The organism is Streptomyces caatingaensis (genome assembly GCF_001187435.1).
In the GTDB taxonomy this organism is placed as follows: domain Bacteria; phylum Actinomycetota; class Actinomycetes; order Streptomycetales; family Streptomycetaceae; genus Streptomyces; species Streptomyces caatingaensis.
Genome location: NZ_LFXA01000008.1, coordinates 21015 through 40768, shown reverse-complemented (window position 1 = coordinate 40768; position 19754 = coordinate 21015). Strand labels below are relative to the sequence as shown.

At 72.7% G+C, this 19754-nt stretch carries 20 protein-coding genes; 15 read left to right on the top strand and 5 right to left on the bottom strand.

Annotated elements, in window-relative coordinates:
• Positions 1–8 precede the first annotated feature (8 nt).
• From AC230_RS12865 to AC230_RS12815, 11 genes are all read left to right on the top strand, one after another.
• Positions 9–248 carry a hypothetical protein gene (locus tag AC230_RS12865; protein WP_049716318.1) on the top strand — a complete coding sequence of 80 codons (240 nt, stop codon included), beginning with the start codon at positions 9–11 and terminating at the stop codon, positions 246–248.
• 134 nt (positions 249–382) lie between these two features.
• Entirely contained in the window at positions 383–1378 is a 996-nt protein-coding gene (locus AC230_RS12860; RefSeq protein WP_049716317.1) for a Rossmann-like and DUF2520 domain-containing protein, read from the top strand.
• Positions 1375–2259 carry a pantoate--beta-alanine ligase gene (gene panC, locus AC230_RS12855; protein WP_049716316.1) on the top strand — a complete coding sequence of 295 codons (885 nt, stop codon included), beginning with the start codon at positions 1375–1377 and terminating at the stop codon, positions 2257–2259. The genes AC230_RS12860 and panC overlap by 4 nt, the downstream gene beginning before the upstream one ends.
• Positions 2256–3938, top strand: a complete 1683-nt coding sequence (locus tag AC230_RS12850) for an L-aspartate oxidase (protein ID WP_049716315.1) — start codon at positions 2256–2258, stop codon at positions 3936–3938. Before panC ends, AC230_RS12850 begins: the two co-directional genes overlap by 4 nt.
• Positions 3935–4927, top strand: a complete 993-nt coding sequence (gene nadC, locus AC230_RS12845) for a carboxylating nicotinate-nucleotide diphosphorylase (RefSeq protein ID WP_049716314.1) — start codon at positions 3935–3937, stop codon at positions 4925–4927. Before AC230_RS12850 ends, nadC begins: the two co-directional genes overlap by 4 nt.
• Complete coding sequence (locus AC230_RS12840; RefSeq protein ID WP_049716313.1) at positions 4927–5724, top strand: type III pantothenate kinase; 798 nt, start codon at positions 4927–4929, stop codon at positions 5722–5724. Before nadC ends, AC230_RS12840 begins: the two co-directional genes overlap by 1 nt.
• Before the next feature lie 119 nt (positions 5725–5843).
• Positions 5844–6560 carry a hypothetical protein gene (locus AC230_RS12835; protein ID WP_241833207.1) on the top strand — a complete coding sequence of 239 codons (717 nt, stop codon included), beginning with the start codon at positions 5844–5846 and terminating at the stop codon, positions 6558–6560.
• A gap of 48 nt (positions 6561–6608) precedes the next feature.
• Positions 6609–6788 (top strand): hypothetical protein, encoded by a 180-nt coding sequence (locus tag AC230_RS12830; protein WP_049716311.1) that lies wholly within the window; start codon positions 6609–6611, stop codon positions 6786–6788.
• A gap of 149 nt (positions 6789–6937) precedes the next feature.
• Positions 6938–7333: a BlaI/MecI/CopY family transcriptional regulator gene (locus AC230_RS12825; RefSeq protein WP_078871204.1), complete on the top strand. Its 396-nt coding sequence runs from the start codon at positions 6938–6940 to the stop codon at positions 7331–7333.
• A gap of 9 nt (positions 7334–7342) precedes the next feature.
• The gene (locus AC230_RS12820; RefSeq protein ID WP_078871203.1) at positions 7343–7879 is read left to right on the top strand and encodes an amino-acid N-acetyltransferase; all 537 of its coding nucleotides are present in this window, start codon (positions 7343–7345) and stop codon (positions 7877–7879) included.
• A gap of 173 nt (positions 7880–8052) precedes the next feature.
• The gene (locus AC230_RS12815; RefSeq protein ID WP_049716308.1) at positions 8053–8385 is read left to right on the top strand and encodes a histone-like nucleoid-structuring protein Lsr2; all 333 of its coding nucleotides are present in this window, start codon (positions 8053–8055) and stop codon (positions 8383–8385) included.
• On the opposite strand, the gene AC230_RS12810 is transcribed toward AC230_RS12815, so the two are convergent.
• Positions 8324–8992 (bottom strand): SCO3374 family protein, encoded by a 669-nt coding sequence (locus tag AC230_RS12810; RefSeq protein ID WP_241833206.1) that lies wholly within the window; start codon positions 8990–8992, stop codon positions 8324–8326. The genes AC230_RS12815 and AC230_RS12810 overlap by 62 nt on opposite strands.
• 501 nt (positions 8993–9493) lie before the next feature.
• Here AC230_RS12810 and AC230_RS12805 point away from each other — a divergent pair.
• Positions 9494–12019 carry an ATP-dependent Clp protease ATP-binding subunit gene (locus AC230_RS12805; RefSeq protein WP_049716307.1) on the top strand — a complete coding sequence of 842 codons (2526 nt, stop codon included), beginning with the start codon at positions 9494–9496 and terminating at the stop codon, positions 12017–12019.
• An 82-nt stretch (positions 12020–12101) separates the two neighbouring features.
• Here AC230_RS12805 and AC230_RS12800 read toward each other — a convergent pair whose 3' ends face one another.
• Together AC230_RS12800 and AC230_RS12795 are read right to left on the bottom strand one after the other, a co-directional pair.
• A complete protein-coding gene (locus tag AC230_RS12800) occupies positions 12102–15299 on the bottom strand; it encodes a serine protease (protein WP_078871202.1) in 3198 nt (1065 codons plus the stop codon).
• Positions 15296–15655 carry a trypco2 family protein gene (locus AC230_RS12795; protein ID WP_049716305.1) on the bottom strand — a complete coding sequence of 120 codons (360 nt, stop codon included), beginning with the start codon at positions 15653–15655 and terminating at the stop codon, positions 15296–15298. Before AC230_RS12795 ends, AC230_RS12800 begins: the two co-directional genes overlap by 4 nt.
• A 313-nt stretch (positions 15656–15968) precedes the next feature.
• On the opposite strand from AC230_RS12795, the gene AC230_RS12790 reads away from it, so the two are divergent.
• From AC230_RS12790 to AC230_RS12780, 3 genes are read left to right on the top strand one after another with little or no spacing between them, the layout of a single operon-like run.
• Positions 15969–16685, top strand: coding sequence for a M23 family metallopeptidase (locus tag AC230_RS12790; RefSeq protein WP_049716304.1), 717 nt, complete (start codon positions 15969–15971; stop codon positions 16683–16685).
• A gap of 14 nt (positions 16686–16699) precedes the next feature.
• Entirely contained in the window at positions 16700–17125 is a 426-nt protein-coding gene (locus AC230_RS12785) for a helix-turn-helix transcriptional regulator (RefSeq protein WP_049716303.1), read from the top strand.
• Positions 17126–17182: 57 nt separating this feature from the next.
• Positions 17183–17644: a VOC family protein gene (locus tag AC230_RS12780; RefSeq protein ID WP_049716302.1), complete on the top strand. Its 462-nt coding sequence runs from the start codon at positions 17183–17185 to the stop codon at positions 17642–17644.
• Positions 17645–17698: 54 nt separating this feature from the next.
• Here AC230_RS12780 and cseC read toward each other — a convergent pair whose 3' ends face one another.
• Together cseC and cseB are read right to left on the bottom strand one after the other, a co-directional pair.
• Positions 17699–18994 carry a two-component system sensor histidine kinase CseC gene (gene cseC, locus AC230_RS12775; RefSeq protein ID WP_049716301.1) on the bottom strand — a complete coding sequence of 432 codons (1296 nt, stop codon included), beginning with the start codon at positions 18992–18994 and terminating at the stop codon, positions 17699–17701.
• Between the two features lie 42 nt (positions 18995–19036).
• The gene (cseB, locus tag AC230_RS12770) at positions 19037–19741 is read right to left on the bottom strand and encodes a two-component system response regulator CseB (protein WP_049716300.1); all 705 of its coding nucleotides are present in this window, start codon (positions 19739–19741) and stop codon (positions 19037–19039) included.
• Positions 19742–19754 lie beyond the last annotated feature (13 nt).

Below are 19754 nucleotides of genomic sequence, written 5' to 3'. Positions count from 1 at the left end.
GTGGGGGCATGAACGTGATCCAGCAGCACATGTTCGACAGCTACCGGGCTCTTCGACAGGGTGTCGCGGCGCCGCCGGCGCCGGGCACGGACGAGGTGCGGGTGGCCCGGGAGATGCATGAGTGGCGGCAGTTCCGGCGGGTGCTGGCGGGGCGTCCGGCGCGGTGGTGGCGACGGCGTCCGGCCGTGCGGGTGGTCGCTCCCGCCCCCGGGGCGGCCGCGGCGCGAGTGCCGCAGCGCTGCCGCTGAGGCGGTGGAGGCGCCCCCGCCGGGGAGGGACCGGGGCAAAACTCCGCCCACCGGGGCCGCCCGGCGCGAGCGCGTAGCATGACAGCGGAATCGTCCGGTACCCCCGCGGACTGGAACGGAAGGCATCCCGCCGCGTGAACGCACACCACCCCCCCGGGCAGACCGCCCCGCAGGACCGCCCCGCCCGCCTCACCGTGGGCGTCGTCGGCGCGGGCCGCGTGGGCCCCGTGCTCGCCGCCTCGCTCGCCCTCGCAGGGCACCGGCCCGTCGCCGTCTCGGCCGTCTCCGACGCCTCGCTGCGCCGGGCCGCCGAGATCCTGCCGGGCGTCCCCGTCGTCCCCCCGGCCGAGGTGCTGGCCCGGGCCGAACTCGTCCTGCTGACCGTGCCGGACGACGTCCTGCCGGGGCTGGTGGCCGGGCTCGCCGAGACCGGGGCCGTCCGCCCCGGCCGGATCCTGGTCCACACCTCCGGGCGGCACGGCGCCGCCGTCCTGGACCCCGCCACGCGGGCCGGGGCCCTGCCGCTCGCCCTGCACCCGGCCATGACGTTCACCGGCACGAGCGTGGACGTCCAGCGGCTGGCCGGCTGCTCGTTCGGCGTCACCGCCCCCGAGGAACTGCGGCTGGCCGCCGAGGCGCTGGTCATCGAGATGGGCGGCGAGCCCGAGTGGATCGACGAGTCCGCCCGGCCGCTCTACCACGCGGCCCTCGCCATCGGCGCCAACCACCTGGTGACCCTGGTGGCGCAGGCCATGGAACTGCTCGGCACGGCGGGCGTCGCCCACCCGGCCCGCATGCTCGGCCCGCTGCTCGGCGCCGCCCTCGACAACGCGCTGCGCAGCGGTGACGCGGCCCTGACCGGCCCGGTCGCGCGCGGCGACGCCGGCACCGTGGCCGCGCACGTCGCCCAGCTCCGCGCCCACGCCCCGCAGGCCGTCGCCGGCTATCTGGCCATGGCCCGCACCACCGCCGACCGCGCCCTCGCGAGCGGCCTGCTCAAGCCCGGACTCGCCGAGGACCTGCTCGGCGTCCTCTCCGACACCGCGAACGCGGCGAGCGCGACGGACCCGGCGGACGCGTCGGAGGGCCCGGAGGCGACGGACGACGGCGCGGACGGAGGAGACCTGTGACCGACCTGCTGATCAGCGACGCGGCGGCGCTCCGCGCACTGCCGCGCCCCGGCGCGGGCACCGGCCCGCGCGCCGTCGTGATGACCATGGGCGCCCTGCACGAGGGCCACGCCACCCTGATCCGCGAGGCCCGCCGGATCGCCGGGGCGGACGTCCAGGTCGTCGTCACCGTCTTCGTCAACCCGCTCCAGTTCGGCCCGCACGAGGACCTCGACCGCTACCCCCGCACCCTGGACGCCGATCTCGCCCTCGCGGAGGAGGCCGGCGCCGACGCCGTCTTCGCGCCCTCCGTCGCCGAGGTCTACCCGGGCGGCGAGCCCGAGGTGCGCGTCACCGCCGGGGCCATGGGCGGGCGCCTCGAAGGCGCCCACCGCCCCGGGCACTTCGACGGCGTCCTCACCGTCGTCGCCAAGCTGCTCCACCTCACCGCGCCCGACACGGCCCTCTTCGGGCAGAAGGACGCCCAGCAGCTCGCGCTGATCCGCCGCATGGCGCGCGACCTCAACTTCCCCGTGGAGATCGTCGGCGTCCCCACCGTCCGCGAGGGCGACGGCCTCGCGCTCTCCAGCCGCAACCGCTACCTCTCGGCCGCCGACCGCGCCTCCGCGCTCGCCCTCTCCCGCGCCCTGCGGGCCGGGCTGGAGGCCGCGCCGCAGGGCCCGGAAGCCGTGCGCCGCGCCGCCCGGGCCGTCCTCGACGCGGCGGCCGCGGCCGAGCCGCCCGTCGTCCTCGACTACCTGGCCCTGGTCGACCCGGCCGACTTCACCGAGGCCGCCGGCGACCACACCGGCGAGGCGATCCTGGCCGTCGCCGCCAGGGTGGGCACCACCCGCCTCATCGACAACATGCCGATCACCTTCGGCACCAAGGAGCGGCAATGAGTGGCATACGCCTCGCGGCACCCGGCCCCGGCTGGTCCGTCGACGCCGACGTCGTCGTCATCGGCTCCGGCGTCGCCGGCCTCACCGTGGCCCTGCGCTGCGCCGCCGGCGGCGCGCGGGTCGCGGTCGTCACCAAGGCCCGCCCGGACGACGGTTCGACCCGCTGGGCCCAGGGCGGCATAGCGGCCGCGCTCGGCGAGGGCGACACCCCGCGGCAGCACCTCGACGACACCCTCGTCGCGGGCGCCGGACTGTGCGACGAGGAGGCCGTGCGGACGCTCGTCACCGAGGGCCCCGACGCCGTCCGCCGGCTCGTCGCCACCGGCGCCCGCTTCGACACCGACGCCACGACCGGCGAGATCCTGCTGACCCGCGAGGGCGGCCACCACCGCCGCCGCATCGCCCACGCCGGCGGCGACGCGACCGGCGCGGAGATCTCCCGGGCGCTGGTCGCGGCCGTGCGCGAGGCCGGGATCCGGATCATCGAGCACGCCCTCGTCCTCGACCTCCTCAAGGACGCCGGCGGCCGGGCCGCCGGCGTCCTGCTGCACGTCATGGGCGAGGGCCAGCACGACGGCGTCGGCGCCGTCCGGGCCGGGGCCGTCGTGCTGGCCACCGGCGGCATGGGCCAGGTCTTCTCCGCGACGACCAACCCGTCCGTCTCCACCGGCGACGGCGTCGCGCTCGCGCTCCGTGCCGGCGCGGAGGTCTCCGACCTGGAGTTCGTCCAGTTCCACCCGACGGTGCTGTGGCTGGGCCCGGACGCCGAGGGCCAGCAGCCGCTGGTGTCGGAGGCGGTACGCGGCGAGGGCGCGCACCTGGTGGACGCCGACGGCGTCCGCTTCATGCTGGGGCAGCACGAACTCGCCGAGCTGGCCCCCCGCGACATCGTCGCCAAGGCGATCACGCGGCGCATGCAGGAGACCGGCGCCGACCACATGTACCTCGACGCCCGGCACTTCGGCGCCGCCATGTGGGCCGAGCGCTTCCCCACGATCCTGGCCGCCTGCCGCGCCCACGGCATCGACCCGGTCACCGGGCCGATCCCCGTCGCCCCGGCCGCGCACTACGCGTCCGGCGGCGTCCGCACCGACCTGTACGGCCGGACGACCGTCCCCGGCCTGTACGCGTGCGGCGAGGTCGCGTGCACCGGCGTGCACGGCGCGAACCGGCTCGCCTCCAACTCCCTCCTGGAGGGCCTGGTCTTCGCCGAGCGCATCGCGGCGGACATCGGCGGCGCGCCCGGCCCGGCGGGGGAGGGCGTCCCGGCCGCGCGGACCGGGCGCCTCGTCCCGCCGGAGACCCGCTTCGCCGTCCAGCGCGTGATGACGGCCGGCGCCGGCGTGCTCCGCTCCCGGCAGAGCCTGGAGCGGGCGGCCGCCGAGCTGGCCCGCATCGAGGAGGAGGCGGCCGACAAGGCCGTCGAGCCCGGCACCGACGCCTGGGAGGCCACCAACCTGCTGCTGGTCGCCCGCGTCCTGGTCGCCGCCGCCCTGTTCCGCGAGGAGACCCGGGGCAGCCACTGGCGCGAGGACCGGCCCGACCGGGACGATGCCGCCTGGCGCAGGCACGTTCTCGTCACCCTCCGCCCGGACCGTACCCTTGCGGTCTCCACCACCGCGACGGCCGCCTTCCCGCCGGCGGCCCCGCCTTCCGCAGCACCGAGGAGCACCGCGTGAGCACCCCCGAGAACCTCCAGTACCGGCTGGGCACCTTCGTCGACGAACCGGGCTGCGGCGACGGCTGCGCCTGCGGCGAGGGCCCGTCCGCCTACGAGTGCGGGCTCGACGAGTCCCTCGCCGCGCTGCTGGCCGAGGCCGGGCTGGACCCGGTGCTCGTCGAGGAGATCGCGCACATGGCCGTCGAGGAGGACCTGGACGGCGGCGTGGACGTCACCTCCGTCGCGACCGTCCCCGAGGACGCCGTCGCCACCGGCGACTTCACCGCCCGCGAGGCCGGCACGGTGGCGGGCCTGCGGGTCGCCGAGGCGATCCTCTCCGTGGTGTGCACCGACGCCTTCGAGGTCGAGCGGCACGTCGAGGACGGCGACCGGGTCGCCGCCGGGCAGCGGCTGCTGTCCGTCCGCACCCGCACCCGGGACCTGCTGACCGCCGAGCGCAGCATGCTCAACCTCCTCTGCCGCCTCTCCGGCATCGCCACCGCCACCCGCGCCTGGGCGGACGTCCTGGAGGGCACGGGCGCCGCCGTCCGCGACACCCGCAAGACCACCCCCGGCCTGCGGGCGCTGGAGAAGTACGCGGTGCGCTGCGGCGGCGGCGTCAACCACCGGATGTCGCTGTCGGACGCCGCGCTGGTCAAGGACAACCACGTCGTCGCCGCCGGCGGGGTCGCCGAGGCGTTCAAGGCCGTCCGCGAGCGCTTCCCCGACCTGCCGATCGAGGTCGAGGTCGACCGGCTCGACCAGATCCCGCCGGTGCTCGCCGAGGGCGCCGACCTGATCATGCTCGACAACTTCACCGTCGAGGCCACCCGCGAGGCCGTCGCCCTGGTCGCCGGCCGCGCCCGGCTGGAGTCCTCGGGCCGCCTCACCCTCGACAACGCCCGCGCCTACGCCGCCACCGGCGTCGACTACCTGGCGGTCGGCTCGCTCACGCACTCCTCGCCGATCCTCGACATCGGCCTGGACCTGCGCGAGGAGGCCGTCTGATGCTCCTCACCATCGACGTCGGCAACACCCAGACCGTCCTCGGCCTCTTCGACGGCGAGGAGATCGTCGAGCACTGGCGCATCTCGACGGACGCCCGCCGCACGGCCGACGAGCTCGCCGTGCTCTTCCAGGGGCTGATGGGCCGCCACCCGCTGCTCGGCGACGACCTGGGCGAGGGCATCGGCGGCATCGCCATCTGCTCCACCGTCCCGTCCGTGCTGCACGAGATGCGCGAGGTGACCCGCCGCTACTACGGCGACGTCCCCGCCGTCCTGGTCGAGCCCGGAGTCCGGACCGGGGTGCCGATCCTCATGGACAACCCCAAGGAGGTCGGCGCCGACCGCATCATCAACGCCGTCGCCGCCGTCGAGCTCTACGGCGGCCCGTGCGTCGTCGTCGACTTCGGGACGGCGACGACGTTCGACGCGGTGAGCGCGCGCGGCGAGTACGTCGGCGGGGTCATCGCGCCCGGCATCGAGATCTCCGTCGAGGCGCTCGGCGTCAAGGGCGCCCAGCTCCGCAAGATCGAGCTGGCCCGGCCGCGGAGCGTGATCGGCAAGAACACCGTCGAGGCGATGCAGTCCGGCATCATCCACGGCTTCGCCGGCCAGGTCGACGGCGTCGTCAACCGCATGGCGCGGGAGCTCGCCGACGACCCCGACGACGTCACCGTCATCGCCACGGGCGGCCTCGCCCCCCTCGTCCTCGCCGAGGCGACCGTGATCGACGAGCACGAGCCCTGGCTGACGCTGATCGGCCTGCGCCTGGTCTACGAACGCAACGTGGCCCGGACGTAGCGCCGCGCCCGGGAGCGGGAAAGGGGCGGGGCGAGGGGCAACGCGGGCGGAAAAAGGAGTCGCCGCGCCACACAGCACCGGTAGGCGAAAATTGTCCGTTTAGCACTTAAAGTCGCCCCATGCCAACGCCCTATGGATCCCGCGGCGGCATGGCGTTCAGCGCGGACGAACTGCGCGTCCTGCGCCGTGCCCTCGCCATCGCCCTCCAGCCCCGCACCGAGCCCACCGGGACGCACGAGATGCACGACGAGCACCGCGATCACCGCGAGACGCGCGACCGGCAGAAGTGCCTCCGGCTCGCCGAGGCCGTGGACGAGGCCGCCCGCGAGAGCGACCGGCTGAGCGCCTTCCTCCGCGCGGACCTCGACCGCTACCGCGCCGCCCTCCCCGGCACCGCCCCCGGCTACCTGGCGCGGCTCCAGGACGCCCTGGCGGCCGGGCACCGGCCCGGCCCCGAGGACCTGGCCGCCCTCCGCGCGCTGTGCGCCGCCCCGGCCGGCCCGGCCGAGACCGTCCGCCGGCACGCCCTGCTCCGCCGCTGCGAGCGCGAGGGGCGGCGCGCGGGGGCCGCCGTGCCGCACTCCCGCGCCACCCGCGCGGCTGAGCCCCCCAAGCCGGGCGCCAAACCGGGCGCCAAGCCAGGGGCCAGGCCGGGGGCCAAGCCCGCCCCCGGGCCCGGCACGCCCCCGGCCCCGGAGCGGCCCAAGGCGCCGCCCGCCGCACCCCGGCCCGAGCGCCCCATCCCCACCCCCGGCGAGGTCTTCCCGCCCCGCCGCAAACCGGCACCGCCGCCCGGGGGCCGGGTCCCGCAAGGGCCGCCCCTGGCGCACGCGTAATCTGGACGGGTCGTCCACCCGATTCCGGAACAGAAGGAGCCGACGGCCATGGACTATGTCGCCGCGCTGGTCCCGCCCGTGGTCATGGCGGTCGCTTTCACCGCACTGGTCGTGACGATCGTCAAGAGCCAGGGCGGTGCGAACAAGGCCAAGGAGGACGCCCTCGTGGACGCGGCACTCGCCCGCGCGGAGGCGTCCTCGGCGGAAGCCCGGACCCCCCGGGCCTGAACCCGAGCGGAAACCCGCGCCCCGGGGCGCGCGGCCCGGTGAACATTTCCGGGCCGCGCGCCCTTTTCCGTGTCCGCCGTCTTCCGGCCCGCCTTGCCGCCGTCCCGCGATAAACCGGCATTCGAGACATCTCCCACTATTATTCGCGTGTGGTTCGACGCCTCGGTGATCTGGAAGACGCCGTCATGACGCGCGTGTGGGAGTGGAACCGGCCGGTCACTGTTCGAGAAGTCCTCGAAGACCTTCAGCAGGAACGGTCGATCGCCTACACCACCGTGATGACCGTAATGGACAACCTGTATCAGAAGGGCTGGCTGCGGCGGGAAGCGGAAGGCCGCGCCTATCGATATGAGGCGGTCTCCAACCGGGCCGCCTACTCGGCCGCACTGATGAACGAAGCGTGGTCGGTCAGCGACAACCCGGCGGCCGCTCTCGTCGCCTTCTTCGGCATGATGTCGGCCGAACAACGCGAAGCCCTCCGCGACGCGATCCGGGTCGTCCAACTCGACGGACCCGCGGACGGGGCGCCGCCCCCCGGGCGATAGCGTCCGGTTATGCCCGCTGCAACCGACCGGCCCGCCCCCGCAAAAGTCGTCACCGTCCGCCGGGCCCGGACCGCCGACGTGCCCGCCGTGCGCCGGCTCATCAACGCCTACGCCCGCGACGGGATCCTCCTCGACAAAGCCACCGTGACCCTTTACGAGGACATCCAGGAGTTCTGGGTCGCCGAACGGGACGAAGACGGTACGGTCATCGGATGCGGTGCACTGCACGTGATGTGGGAAGACCTCGCGGAGGTCCGCACCCTGGCCGTCGACCCGGCGGCCAAGGGCGGCGGAGTCGGCCACGCGCTCCTCGACAAGCTCCTGCAGACGGCGCGCTGGCTGGGGGTGCGGCGCATTTTCTGCCTCACCTTCGAAGTCGAGTTCTTCGCCAAGCACGGCTTCGCCGAGATCGGTGAGACCCCGGTGGACCGTGATGTCTACAGCGAGCTGCTGCGCTCCTATGACGAGGGCGTTGCCGAGTTCCTGGGTCTCGAACGGGTGAAGCCGAACACCCTTGGCAACAGCCGGATGCTTCTGCATCTGTGATGGCCGGGCCCTATGTCCGAATGTCCGAATCGCGCCCCTGTTGTGCCGCCCTGGAAGCCATCGTTCCCGTGCGGAAGGGCGGCTGAACCTTCCCCGGGGGTTTGTGTTTTTCCGGGAAAGGCGGTTTGCTATTCCTCCGTAATCCCTTTTCTGCCGATGAAAGGAATCCCCCCGTGGCGCAGAAGGTTCAGGTCCTTCTTGTCGACGACCTCGACGGCGGCGAGGCGGACGAGACGGTGACGTTCGCCCTGGACGGCAAGACGTACGAGATCGACCTCAACACCGCCAACGCCGACAAGCTGCGCGCGGCGCTGGAGCCCTACGCCAAGAACGGCCGCCGCACCGGTGGCCGCTCGACCGGCCGGGCCCGGGGCCGGGCCGCCTCCGCCGGCAGCCCGGACACCGCCAAGATCCGCGCGTGGGCCAAGGAGAACGGCTACAACGTCAACGACCGGGGCCGTGTCCCGGCCGAGATCCGTGAGGCGTACGAGAAGGCCAACGGCTGACCCCCGTCGGCACCCTGCGCGGCCGTCCGGCGCGCAGCAACCGGGCACGGTGGCACTCCGTGGCCGCCGCGCTCACGAGCCGTACGAGATCGGGGGCGTCGGTGCCGCCCCCGAGGCCGGTCACCGGAAGGGTCGGCTCCAGTGCGCACCCAGACCGGGGAGGCCGCACCCACACGGCCTCCCGCGGATCCGGCGGGCCACCGCCGGGGAGCCCCGCGGCCCGCACGGGCCGCACCGGGGCCGGAGCGACGATCCGGCCGCCCGGGCCCCGCGCCGTGAGGTCCAGGGCGATCCCGCCCCACTCCAGCCACCGGAGGAGCTCCGGCAGCTCCTCCGCGGTGCCCGTGGCGGTCAGGAACCAGAGCGTTCCGCTCCGCCGGTCCAGCGCGGCCGGGCCCACCGGGCGCACGCGGCGGAGCACGGCGAAGCCCGGCGCGGCGGGCATGCCCAGGGCGTCGAAACGCACTCCGGTCGGCAGGCAGGGGGGCGTCCCGTCCGTCACGGTCCAGCCCAGTTCGTCCTCGTACCAGCGGTGCAGCTCCGACCGGGCGCCGGCCTGCGGCGCGGCGGCCAGGGGGGTGCGGGGGCCGGGCAGGACGGCAGTCATGAACGGTGCAACTGTGCCGGGGCCGCGAGGTTACGCACCGTCCGGCGACGGGCACGCTCCGTATAGGACTTGAGGGGCGCACAGGCGCTCCCGGTGGCGCGAGGGTGTTCGCCCATAGCGGAGTGCGCGGGGTCGCGCCGCATGGAGTGTCCGTGCCGGAGGGTAGGACATTCCCCGTGGGGAGAGGCGATACCGCAGGGCTTTGGGGGCATTCGCCGGGAAGATCCCGGGGTGTTGCGGACCGTGCCGGGCAGGGAGTGCGTTCGCCATCGGCGTAGTGGTGGTGAGCGTATATGCCTGGCCTGCGGGAACATCGTCTCCCACCATCGGGTTGGAGGAGTTGTCGGCTGTTCGGCAGCAGGTTTCCCCGTCGACGCGGGGGTGATCCGGACGGATGTCGGCAGTTGGAATGAGCTGTCCCGTCCTGCGGGACTAGCATGCGGAAGGACAGGGAGGGGACCGCCCCCTTACTTGCCTGACCGCTCTGAGGAGCGATTAACGATGTTCGAGAGGTTCACCGACCGTGCGCGGCGGGTTGTCGTCCTGGCTCAGGAAGAAGCCCGGATGCTCAACCACAACTACATCGGCACCGAGCACATCCTCCTGGGCCTGATCCACGAGGGTGAGGGTGTCGCCGCTAAGGCCCTGGAGAGCCTCGGGATTTCGCTCGAGGCGGTCCGCCAGCAGGTGGAGGAGATCATCGGCCAGGGCCAGCAGGCCCCGTCCGGGCACATCCCCTTCACCCCCCGTGCGAAGAAGGTCCTGGAGCTGTCGCTCCGCGAGGCCCTTCAGCTCGGCCACAACTACATCGGCACGGAGCACATCCTGCTCGGCCTGATCCGCGAGGGCGAGGGCGTCGCCGCCCAGGTCCTCGTGAAGCTGGGCGCCGATCTCAACCGGGTGCGGCAGCAGGTCATCCAGCTGCTCTCCGGCTACCAGGGCAAGGAGGCCGCCACCGCCGGCGGCCCGGCCGAGGGCACGCCCTCGACCTCGCTCGTCCTGGACCAGTTCGGGCGCAACCTCACGCAGGCCGCCCGCGAGTCCAAGCTCGACCCGGTCATCGGGCGCGAGAAGGAGATCGAGCGGGTCATGCAGGTGCTGTCCCGCCGCACCAAGAACAACCCCGTCCTGATCGGCGAGCCCGGCGTCGGCAAGACCGCCGTCGTCGAGGGGCTGGCCCAGGCCATCGTCAAGGGCGAGGTGCCCGAGACCCTCAAGGACAAGCACCTCTACACCCTGGACCTCGGCGCCCTGGTCGCCGGCTCCCGCTACCGCGGTGACTTCGAGGAGCGCCTGAAGAAGGTCCTCAAGGAGATCCGCACCCGCGGCGACATCATCCTGTTCATCGACGAGCTCCACACGCTCGTCGGCGCGGGTGCCGCCGAGGGCGCCATCGACGCCGCCTCGATCCTGAAGCCGATGCTGGCCCGCGGCGAGCTCCAGACCATCGGTGCCACGACGCTCGACGAGTACCGCAAGCACCTGGAGAAGGACGCGGCCCTGGAGCGCCGCTTCCAGCCCATCCAGGTCGCCGAGCCGTCGCTGCCGCACACGATCGAGATCCTCAAGGGTCTGCGCGACCGCTACGAGGCGCACCACCGCGTCTCCATCACGGACGAGGCCCTCGTCCAGGCCGCCACCCTGGCCGACCGCTACATCTCCGACCGCTTCCTGCCGGACAAGGCCATCGACCTCATCGACGAGGCCGGTTCCCGGATGCGCATCCGCCGGATGACCGCGCCGCCGGACCTCCGTGAGTTCGACGAGAAGATCGCCGACGTGCGCCGCGAGAAGGAGTCCGCGATCGACTCGCAGGACTTCGAGAAGGCCGCCTCCCTGCGCGACAAGGAGAAGCAGCTCCTGGCCGCCAAGGCCAAGCGGGAGAAGGAGTGGAAGGCCGGCGACATGGACGTCGTCGCCGAGGTCGACGGCGAGCTGATCGCCGAGGTCCTCGCCACGGCCACCGGCATCCCGGTCTTCAAGCTGACGGAGGAGGAGTCCTCCCGCCTGCTGCGCATGGAGGACGAGCTCCACAAGCGCGTCATCGGCCAGAAGGACGCCATCAAGGCGCTCTCCCAGGCCATCCGGCGCACCCGTGCGGGCCTCAAGGACCCCAAGCGCCCGGGCGGATCGTTCATCTTCGCCGGCCCCTCGGGTGTCGGTAAGACCGAGCTCTCCAAGACGCTCGCCGAGTTCCTCTTCGGCGACGAGGACGCGCTGATCTCCCTCGACATGTCGGAGTTCAGCGAGAAGCACACGGTCTCGCGGCTCTTCGGTTCCCCGCCCGGATACGTGGGGTACGAGGAGGGCGGCCAGCTCACCGAGAAGGTGCGCCGCAAGCCGTTCTCCGTCGTCCTCTTCGACGAGGTCGAGAAGGCCCACCCGGACATCTTCAACTCGCTGCTGCAGATCCTGGAGGACGGTCGCCTGACCGACTCCCAGGGCCGGGTCGTGGACTTCAAGAACACGGTCATCATCATGACGACCAACCTCGGCACCCGGGACATCTCCAAGGGCTTCAACCTGGGCTTCGCGGCGCAGGGTGACGTCAAGACCGGCTACGAGCGGATGAAGGCCAAGGTCAACGAGGAGCTCAAGCAGCACTTCCGGCCCGAGTTCCTCAACCGTGTCGACGACACGGTCGTCTTCCACCAGCTCTCCCAGGAAGACATCATCCAGATCGTCGACCTGATGATCGCCAAGGTGGACGAGCGCCTGCGCGACCGCGACATGGGCATCGAGCTCAGCGCGGACGCGAAGCAGCTGCTCGCGAAGAAGGGTTACGACCCGATCCTGGGTGCGCGGCCGCTGCGCCGCACGATCCAGCGGGAGATCGAGGACATCCTGTCCGAGAAGATCCTCTTCGGCGAGCTGCGCCCGGGCCACATCGTGGTCGTCGGCACCGAGGGCGAGGGTGAGGAGAAGAAGTTCACCTTCCGCGGTGAGGAGAAGACGGCGCTGCCGGACACGCCGCCGGTGGAGTCGGCGGCGGGTAGGGCGGGGCCCAATCTGTCGAAGGACGCGTGAGGGACGGCGCGTAGCGCCTGTCCGTCGATACGGGGTTCGGCCCCCGGGACCGCGGATGCGGGCCCGGGGGCCGAACCCTTTGTCACGCCAGGAGGTCTCCCTTGACGGTCAGTCGGTCGCCGAAGCGGTCGGCGTCGACGACTGTGCTGTGGGGGCCCCAAAGCTCCACCTGGAGGCCGGACACGGCGTGTGCGACGCGGAGGTCCAAGGGGCCGGGCCCCGGCGTCTGGTCGTAGATCCGAAGGCGTCGGAGCCCCGGAAACAGCCGCTGCACCGGCATGGTCGGCGTGTGCCGGCGCAGGATCAATGTCAGGGTCCGGACGGCCGGGAGCGGGGGTACGTCCGCGCCGTCGAGCACGTCCTCCCTCAGCCCCAGCCGGTGCAGGCCGGGGAGAGCGAGCAGGAGGCCGAGGGATTCCGGGTTCGCCAGTTCGGTGTTGAGGAAGAGCGTGCGCAAGCCCGTCCAGCGTTCGATGCCGTGGAGATCGACCGTGTAGTCGGGGCCGCTGAGGCTCAAGTCGGTGACCTGGAGCAGTGGGTCGGGGAGTTCTTTGGCAGCGGGCCCCGCGTCGTCGTGCGGGGCCAGGGACAGGTCCCGCAGGCGAGGCAGTCGCGCAAGTGTGCGCAGCGCTTCGCCGGACAGCCGGTGATTCAGCAGGGCCAGTACCGTCACATCCGTCTCCGGCAACGCCGAGATGTCCCTGAGCGCGTGGCAGCCGACGGCCCTCAGGAGGTCGAGTCGTGGGTGCGCCCGGAGGAATTCCAGGTCGGTGAGCCGGTAGTTGTTGCCGGAGAGAGTCAGCTGTTTCACCAGCCTGCCGTGCAGGGCGGAACCGAGCTCCTCCGGACCGAAGTCGCCGAAGAAACGGATCGAGCCAATGGGTCCGAGACGCGGAAGGCGTTCCAGGTGTTCGGGACGGGTGAGCAGCACCTCGGTGTCGTCGAGCCGCATAGGGGTGAGGACTTCCTCCGCGAACCGGTCCGCGGGCATGAACCGCCATGCCTCGGCGACCTCCCGGCGGGCCTTTGGGGAAGAGAGCTGTCCATAGCGCTGGAGGAGCGGGATCGCCCCCTCTCCCAGCGTGCGGAGGACGCGTACGTAGCCCCGCGCCGCCTCCCCGTCCAAGCCCTCCGGCCCGGGAACGACCCGCAGGGCCTCCGGCCCGAGTGAGGACAGGTAGTCGACTTCTCTCTTGCGCCGAGGCGCGCCCAGTTCCGCGAGCCGTTCCCATGCCGCGTCGTGGACGTCGTCGTCCAATGCCGGCGCGCTCGACGCGCATTCGGCGGCGAGGGTGCGCAACGCCCACTGGGCGCCGCGGTCCTCGGTCGAGTCGCCGAGGGTGATGAGGCCCTTGACGACGTGGCGGACCTCGCCGCGGTTGCAGTGGCCGATGACCAGGCGGATGACGTCCTGCCACTGCTCCTCCGCGGCGTGGGCGAGGAGTTCGTGGAGGCTGTCGGAATCCTGGAATTCCTTCGCGGCCAGATAGTCCTGGAAAGTGCGGTGGATGAACTGGATGGAATCCGTGGCGCGTTCCTGGAGGAGGCCGCTGCGGTTCAGGAGATGGTCCATGAGGGCGTCGGCGGAATACCGCCGGACGTGGCGCAGGCCGCGCATCGCCAATTCGATCTGCCGGACGGCCTGTTTGCGAGTCAATTCCGTGCGGTCGTTGCGGACGAGCCAGATCGCGATCCGCTGGAGGAGCTGCTGGGCGTCCTCGGCCTCGATCTCTATGCCCTCCGGGGCGCCGATGCGGCGGTGCGCGTCGCGCTGGCCCAGCAGCATCGCCAGGGCCGCCTTGTAGAGGGACCACCGGGTGTGGGGGAGCAGGCCGCTGCGGCGGCGGTGGAGGGCGCAGATCACGGCGCAGAGCAGGGGCGTGCGGGCCAGGTCGCGCAGCGTCGCGTTGCGCTGGAACTCCTGGATGAGTTCCTCGCCGAGGCGGCCGATGTCGCGGTGCCGCAGCCGCACCGCGTCGTGCCAGGCCCGCACGAACGACTCGATGTCCGCGTCGCTCATCGGCAGCAGGCGTAACTCCTCGAAGCCCTGCCAGTCCAGCCAGTCGTCCTCGACCGCCCTCGGCCGGACCGTGACCAGGCAGCGGGTCTCCGGATAGCGGCGCAGGAGTTCGTCCAGCCAGGCGCGGGCGGGGGAGCGGTCCGCGCGGGGGAGTTCGTCCAGGCCGTCGACCAGGAGGAGCGCCCGGCCCGCGTCCAGGACGCGGCCCGCCCAGCCGTTCGGCGGGTCGTCCTCCAGCAGCCCGGCCAGGGTGGGCAGTTGGGACGGCGAGGGCCTGGAGATGTTCTGTGCGGCCAGGCGGCGCATGGGGACGACGAAGGGGACCAGGCCGTTGAGGGCGGACAGCTGCTCCGGGAGCGACTGGCACGCGGCGTGCGAGGCCAGCCACCACACGAGCGTCGTCTTGCCGGCGCCCGCCTCGCCGCGCAGGACCGCCCGCGGGCGGGAGGACAGCAGGTCCTCCACGCGCTGCGGGCCCGTGCGCTCGCGGGCGGATTCGCCCTCCAGGCTCAGGTACGCCGTGTCGAGGTCCCAGCGCTTCTCGTGCTCGCCGAGGTCGTCCAGGCCGAAGACTTCGAGCTGGCTGTAGCGGGCCTTGATCGCTTTCGCGTACCGGTCTTCGTACGCGAAGTCGTGGGCGTGGGGGGAGCGCAGCGGAACGGGGTCCGGTACGGCGTGCCAGTGCTGTCGGACGGTCTCCGCGATGCCGGAGGTCAGCGGGACGGCCTCGATCGCCGAGTGCTGCCAGCCCCGTACGTCCTCCGCCACGATCCCTACGAGCAGCGGGCCCGCGAAGACCGGGCCGCCGGACAGGCCCGCCCAGGGCGACCCGTCGCCGTCGGGCGGGGCCGGCGGGTGGTGATCGGTGCGCAGGACGCAGCGGCCGCGCAGGCGGGCGGCGCTGGGGACGAGCGTGCCCGGGACCTGGGCGACGTCCAGTTCCCCGGCGGAGCGGGACACCTCGGGGAAGCCCAGGGCCTGGCAGTTGGGGATGGGTTCCCGGGTGGCGAGCGTGGCCCAGCGCAGGGGCGGAAGTTCTGCGTCCACCAGGGGGCGTCGCGCCCGCAGGAGGGCCGCGTCACAGGTGCCGGTGTCGTACCAGAGGATCTTGCAGGCGGTCGGTTCGGTGTGGCCGGGGGCGATCGCATAGGAAGCGCCGAACAGTAAGTGCGCGCTGGTCAGCACCAGTTCCGGTGTCAGCAGCACCCCGCTGCCCTGCCGTTCCCCCAGCACCGCCACCACCCGCTCCTCCGGGCTCACCGATCACCGCCCGCCGGGCCGCCCGGGCCGAAGTTCGCGATTCCGCCGGGGCGTTGGTTGCCCACCTTCCAACCGCCGCCGGTGCGCAGGTCCTTCGGGGTCAGGGTGAAGGTCACCTTGTGGGTGCGGGAGGAGCCGCGGGAGGCGTCCGTGCCCGCTTCGACGACCCAGGCGCGGACGCGGCCCTCGCCGCGGACGTCCTTGCGCATCTCGATGCCGAACTCCATCGTGATCTCGCCGACGTCGAAGGCCAGTTCCTGGCCCTCGCCGGCCGCCGCGGCGCCGGTCAGGCCCGTGCGGATGGCCTCGACCGCCTCCGCCAGCTCGATTCCCTCGAAGAACGATTCGTCTGCCATCAGTCCTCGCAGCTCACAGTGGGTGTGCGGGTGATGACCCGGAGCGTACTCGCGGGGGCGGGGCTTTGGTCCCGGAACGGACGAGGCGGAGGTCCCGTCGCCGGTGACAAGCCACACAGGGTCCTGGCGGGCTACTAGGCGCATTAGCAGGAATTCTCGCCAGTAATGGGCAGGGGGCGGGCGAATTCCCTTTGCGTGCGTTACTAGGAAGGGTCGTAGAAAGGCCACTTGGACCCTCCCGGAAAGGCCGCTATCAAGGTAGGGCGATCCCGGTCCGCAGCCGGGATCTTTCCCTGTCTGGAGGTTTTTCTTCATGTCGAAGCGCACCGCTTTCCGTACCCGCCGCAGCACCACCGCCCTGGCCGTCGGCCTGGGCGCGTCGCTGGCACTGGGTGCGGGCGTGGCGCTGGCCGCGGAGCCCGCCGTCAGCGCGCTCGTGCTGTCGGACGCGTCCCCCGCCGCCCTGGGCGGGTCGCTCGTGGCGCAGGCCGAGACGCAGAAGCACGCCGCGGAGAAGGAGAAGGCCGCGAAGGAGAAGGCGGAGAAGGACGAGAAGGCCGCGGCGGACAAGGCCCGGGCCAGCCGGTCCGAGGCGCGGACGAACCTCGCCGACGCCTGGGTGAAGCCGGTCGACGGCTACGTCGTCGGCCAGCCCTTCGGGGCCTCCGGGAACATGTGGGCCAACAAGCACAGCGGCCAGGACCTGGTCGTGCCCACCGGCACCCCGGTGAAGGCCGTCCACCGGGGCGTCGTCGTCAAGGCGGGCCCGAACGGCGGCGGCGACGGCGCCGCGTACGGCAACGCCATCGTCATCAAGCACGACGACAACACGTACTCGCAGTACGCGCACCTGTCGTCCATCGCCGTCCAGGTCGGCCAGAGCGTGACCGCCGGCCAGCAGATCGGGCTGTCGGGCTCCACCGGCAACTCGTCCGGTCCGCACCTGCACTTCGAGATCCGGACGACGCCGGACTACGGGACCGCCGTCGAGCCGGTCGGCTTCCTGGGCGCCCGCGGCGACCGGCTCTGATCCACCCTGGACCCATGGATCTCGCGCACATCCGCAGGCTGCGGCTGGCCAAGGACGCCATGGACCGCGACTGGGCCGCCCCGCTCGACCTCGACGCGGTGGCGGCCGCCGCGGGCTACTCGCGGTACCACTTCGTCCGCGCCTTCAAGGCGCTCTACGGGCGGACGCCCGGCCAGTACCTCAGCCGGCGCCGCGTCGAACGCGCCCAGGAACTGCTGCGCACCGCGAACCTCTCCGTGACGGAGATCTGCGTCCTGGTCGGCTTCAGCAGCCTCGGCACGTTCTCCGCCCGCTTCAAGCGGCAGACGGGGATGACCCCGAGCGAGTACCGCGCCGCGCACGCGCCGCGCGGGGCCGGTCACATCCCGGGGTGCTACGCCCTGCTCCACAATGGCGCCTTCCCCGAGATGAAGGACCGCAATTCTGGAGAAGCCGGGTAGCGGGGGGCGTGCCTACGGTGACACCGAGACATTCCGACCGAGTCACCGGAGCACGACATGATCAAGGGCATCGCCATCACCACCGTCTGGGTCCTGGACCAGGACCGGGCGAAGGAGTTCTACACCGAGAAGCTCGGGCTCGAGGTCCGTACCGACATGACCATGGGCGGTGACAAGGGCATGCGCTGGCTCACCGTCGGCGCCAAGGACCAGCCCGACGTCGAGCTGACCCTGATGGTGCCGGGCGGGCCCGCCATGGACCCGGAGTCCGCCGAGGCCGTGCGCAGGCTCGTCGCCAAGGGGGCGCTGGGGGCCGGTGTGCTGGCCACGGACGACGTCCGCCGGGACTACGAGACGTTCAAGGCGCGGGGCGTGGAGTTCCTCCAGGAGCCGCAGGAGCGGCCGTACGGCACCGAGGCGATCTTCCGGGACGACTCCGGCAACTGGTTCTCGCTCACCGAGCGCCGGGCGGAGATGGACTTCGGCAAGGAGTGGGGGGAGTGCGTCGGGCCTCAGTGACCCGCATACCCGCCTCCCCGCTTGACCGGCGCGGCGTTCTGACCGGCGAGCGGGTCAGTCCGGGACGCGGATGATCGGGAACGTACCCGTGCTCGTCGGGGACGACTCCGGCAGCCACAGCACGGCGATCGCCCCGCCGCCGCCCTCCGCCTCGGGATCCGCGTTGCGGAAGCTGAGGCGGGCGCCGAGCACGCGGGCCTGGCCGGAGGCGATGGTCAGGCCGAGGCCGTGGCCCTTGCCGGCGCGGTCCTCGCTGCCGGTGCGGAAGCGGCTCGGGCCCTCGCGCAGCAGGTCCTCGGGGAAGCCCGGCCCGTGGTCGCGGACGCGGAGCACCCGGCCCTCGACGGTGACGTCGACGGGCCCCCGGCCGTGCTTGGCGGCGTTGGCCAGCAGATTGCCGAGGATGCGCTCCAGCCGGCGCGGGTCGGTGGAGACGTAGGCGCTGCGGACGACCGTGACGCGGGCGTCCGGCGAGAAGGTCCGCACCCGGCGGCGGACGAAGTCGCCGAGTTCGATCTCCTGCATCTCGGCCCGCTCGGCGAAGCCGTCCAGCCGGGCCACCTCCAGCACGTCCTCGACGAGGGTCCGCATGGCCTGGGCCCGGTCGCGGACGAGCTCGGTCGGGCGGCCCGGCGGCAGCAGCTCGGCGGCCGTCAGCAGGCCGGTGACCGGGGTGCGCAGTTCGTGCGCGATGTCGGCGGTGACCCGCCGTTCGGCCTCCAGCCGGTCCTGGAGTGCCTGGGCCATGCCGTCCACCGCCCGCGCCAGGTCGTCGGTCTCGTCCCGCACCCGGCCGCCGATGGCCTCGCGGACCCGTACGTCCCGGTCGCCGTCGGCGAGCTTGCGGGCGGCGGCGGAGGCCTTGCGGAGCCGGCTGGAGAGCTGGCCGCCGATGAGGACGCCCAGCGCGCAGCCGCCGAGGACCACCGAGATCGAGCCGATGATCAGCGCCTTGTCCAGGTCGTCGAGGATCTTCAGCCGGTCCTGGAACGGCTGGTGTATCGAGAGGATCTTGCCGTTGTTGAGCGGCACCGAGGCCCACACCTGCGGGGCGCCGCCGCTGTCCTGGACGAAGGTGGCGCGCTGCCCGATGGCGGCGGCCTCGCGGAGCTGCTTGGGCAGCGCGGGGTCGTCGACCTTGGCGTGCAGCACCGTGCGGCCGTTGGACTGGTAGTAGCGCTGGGCGAGCTGGATGCGCTGGTCCATCGTGTCCCGGCTGCTGTTGATCATCGAGGCGCGGGCGGCGTTGTGGACGACGAGGCTCAGCGCCACCGCGACCAGCGCGCCGACGCCGGCGATGGCGAGGCTGACCTTCCAGCGCAGTCCGCTGCGGAGGGTGAACTTCACCATGACCGGCGTGACCGGGGGGTGTGGGGGGACGTCACGGGAGGCTCAGCCTCTGAGCTTGTAGCCGAAGCCGCGGACCGTCTCGATCCGGTCCTGGCCGATCTTGCCGCGCAGCCGCTGGACGTGGACGTCGACGACCCGGGTGTCGCCGCCCCAGCCGTAGTCCCAGACCCGCTCCAGCAGCCGGTCGCGGGAGAGCACCGTGCCGGGCGCCGCGGAGAACTCCAGCAGCAGCCGCATCTCGGTGGGGGTGAGGGCCACGTGCTCGCCGTTCTTGCGGACCTCCATGCCCTCCGTGTCGACCTCCAGGTCGCCGAAGCGCAGCAGGCCGCCGCCCGCTATGCCCTCGGGGGCGTCCCCGGTGCCCGCCGCGCCGCTCGCGTGGCCGAAGCGGCGCAGCACGGCCCGGATGCGGGCGACGAGGACGGCGCCGTCGAAGGGCTTGGTGACGTAGTCGTCGGCCCCGGCCTCCAGGCCCAGCACGACGTCGATGCTGTCCGCACGCGCGGACAGCATGATCACGGGGACGGTGGACTCGTCGCGGATGCGCCGGCAGAGGCTGACGCCGTCCAGGCCGGGGACCATCACGTCCAGCAGCGCGATGTCGGGCCGCTGGGCGCGGAACCGCTCCAGCCCCAGCAGGCCGTCGGGCACCGCGGTGACGACGAAGCCGTCACGTTCCAGGGCGAGCTGCGTCGCCTCGCGGATCACATCGTCGTCCTCGACGAAGAGCACATGCGTATCGGCCACGCTGCTCTCAGCC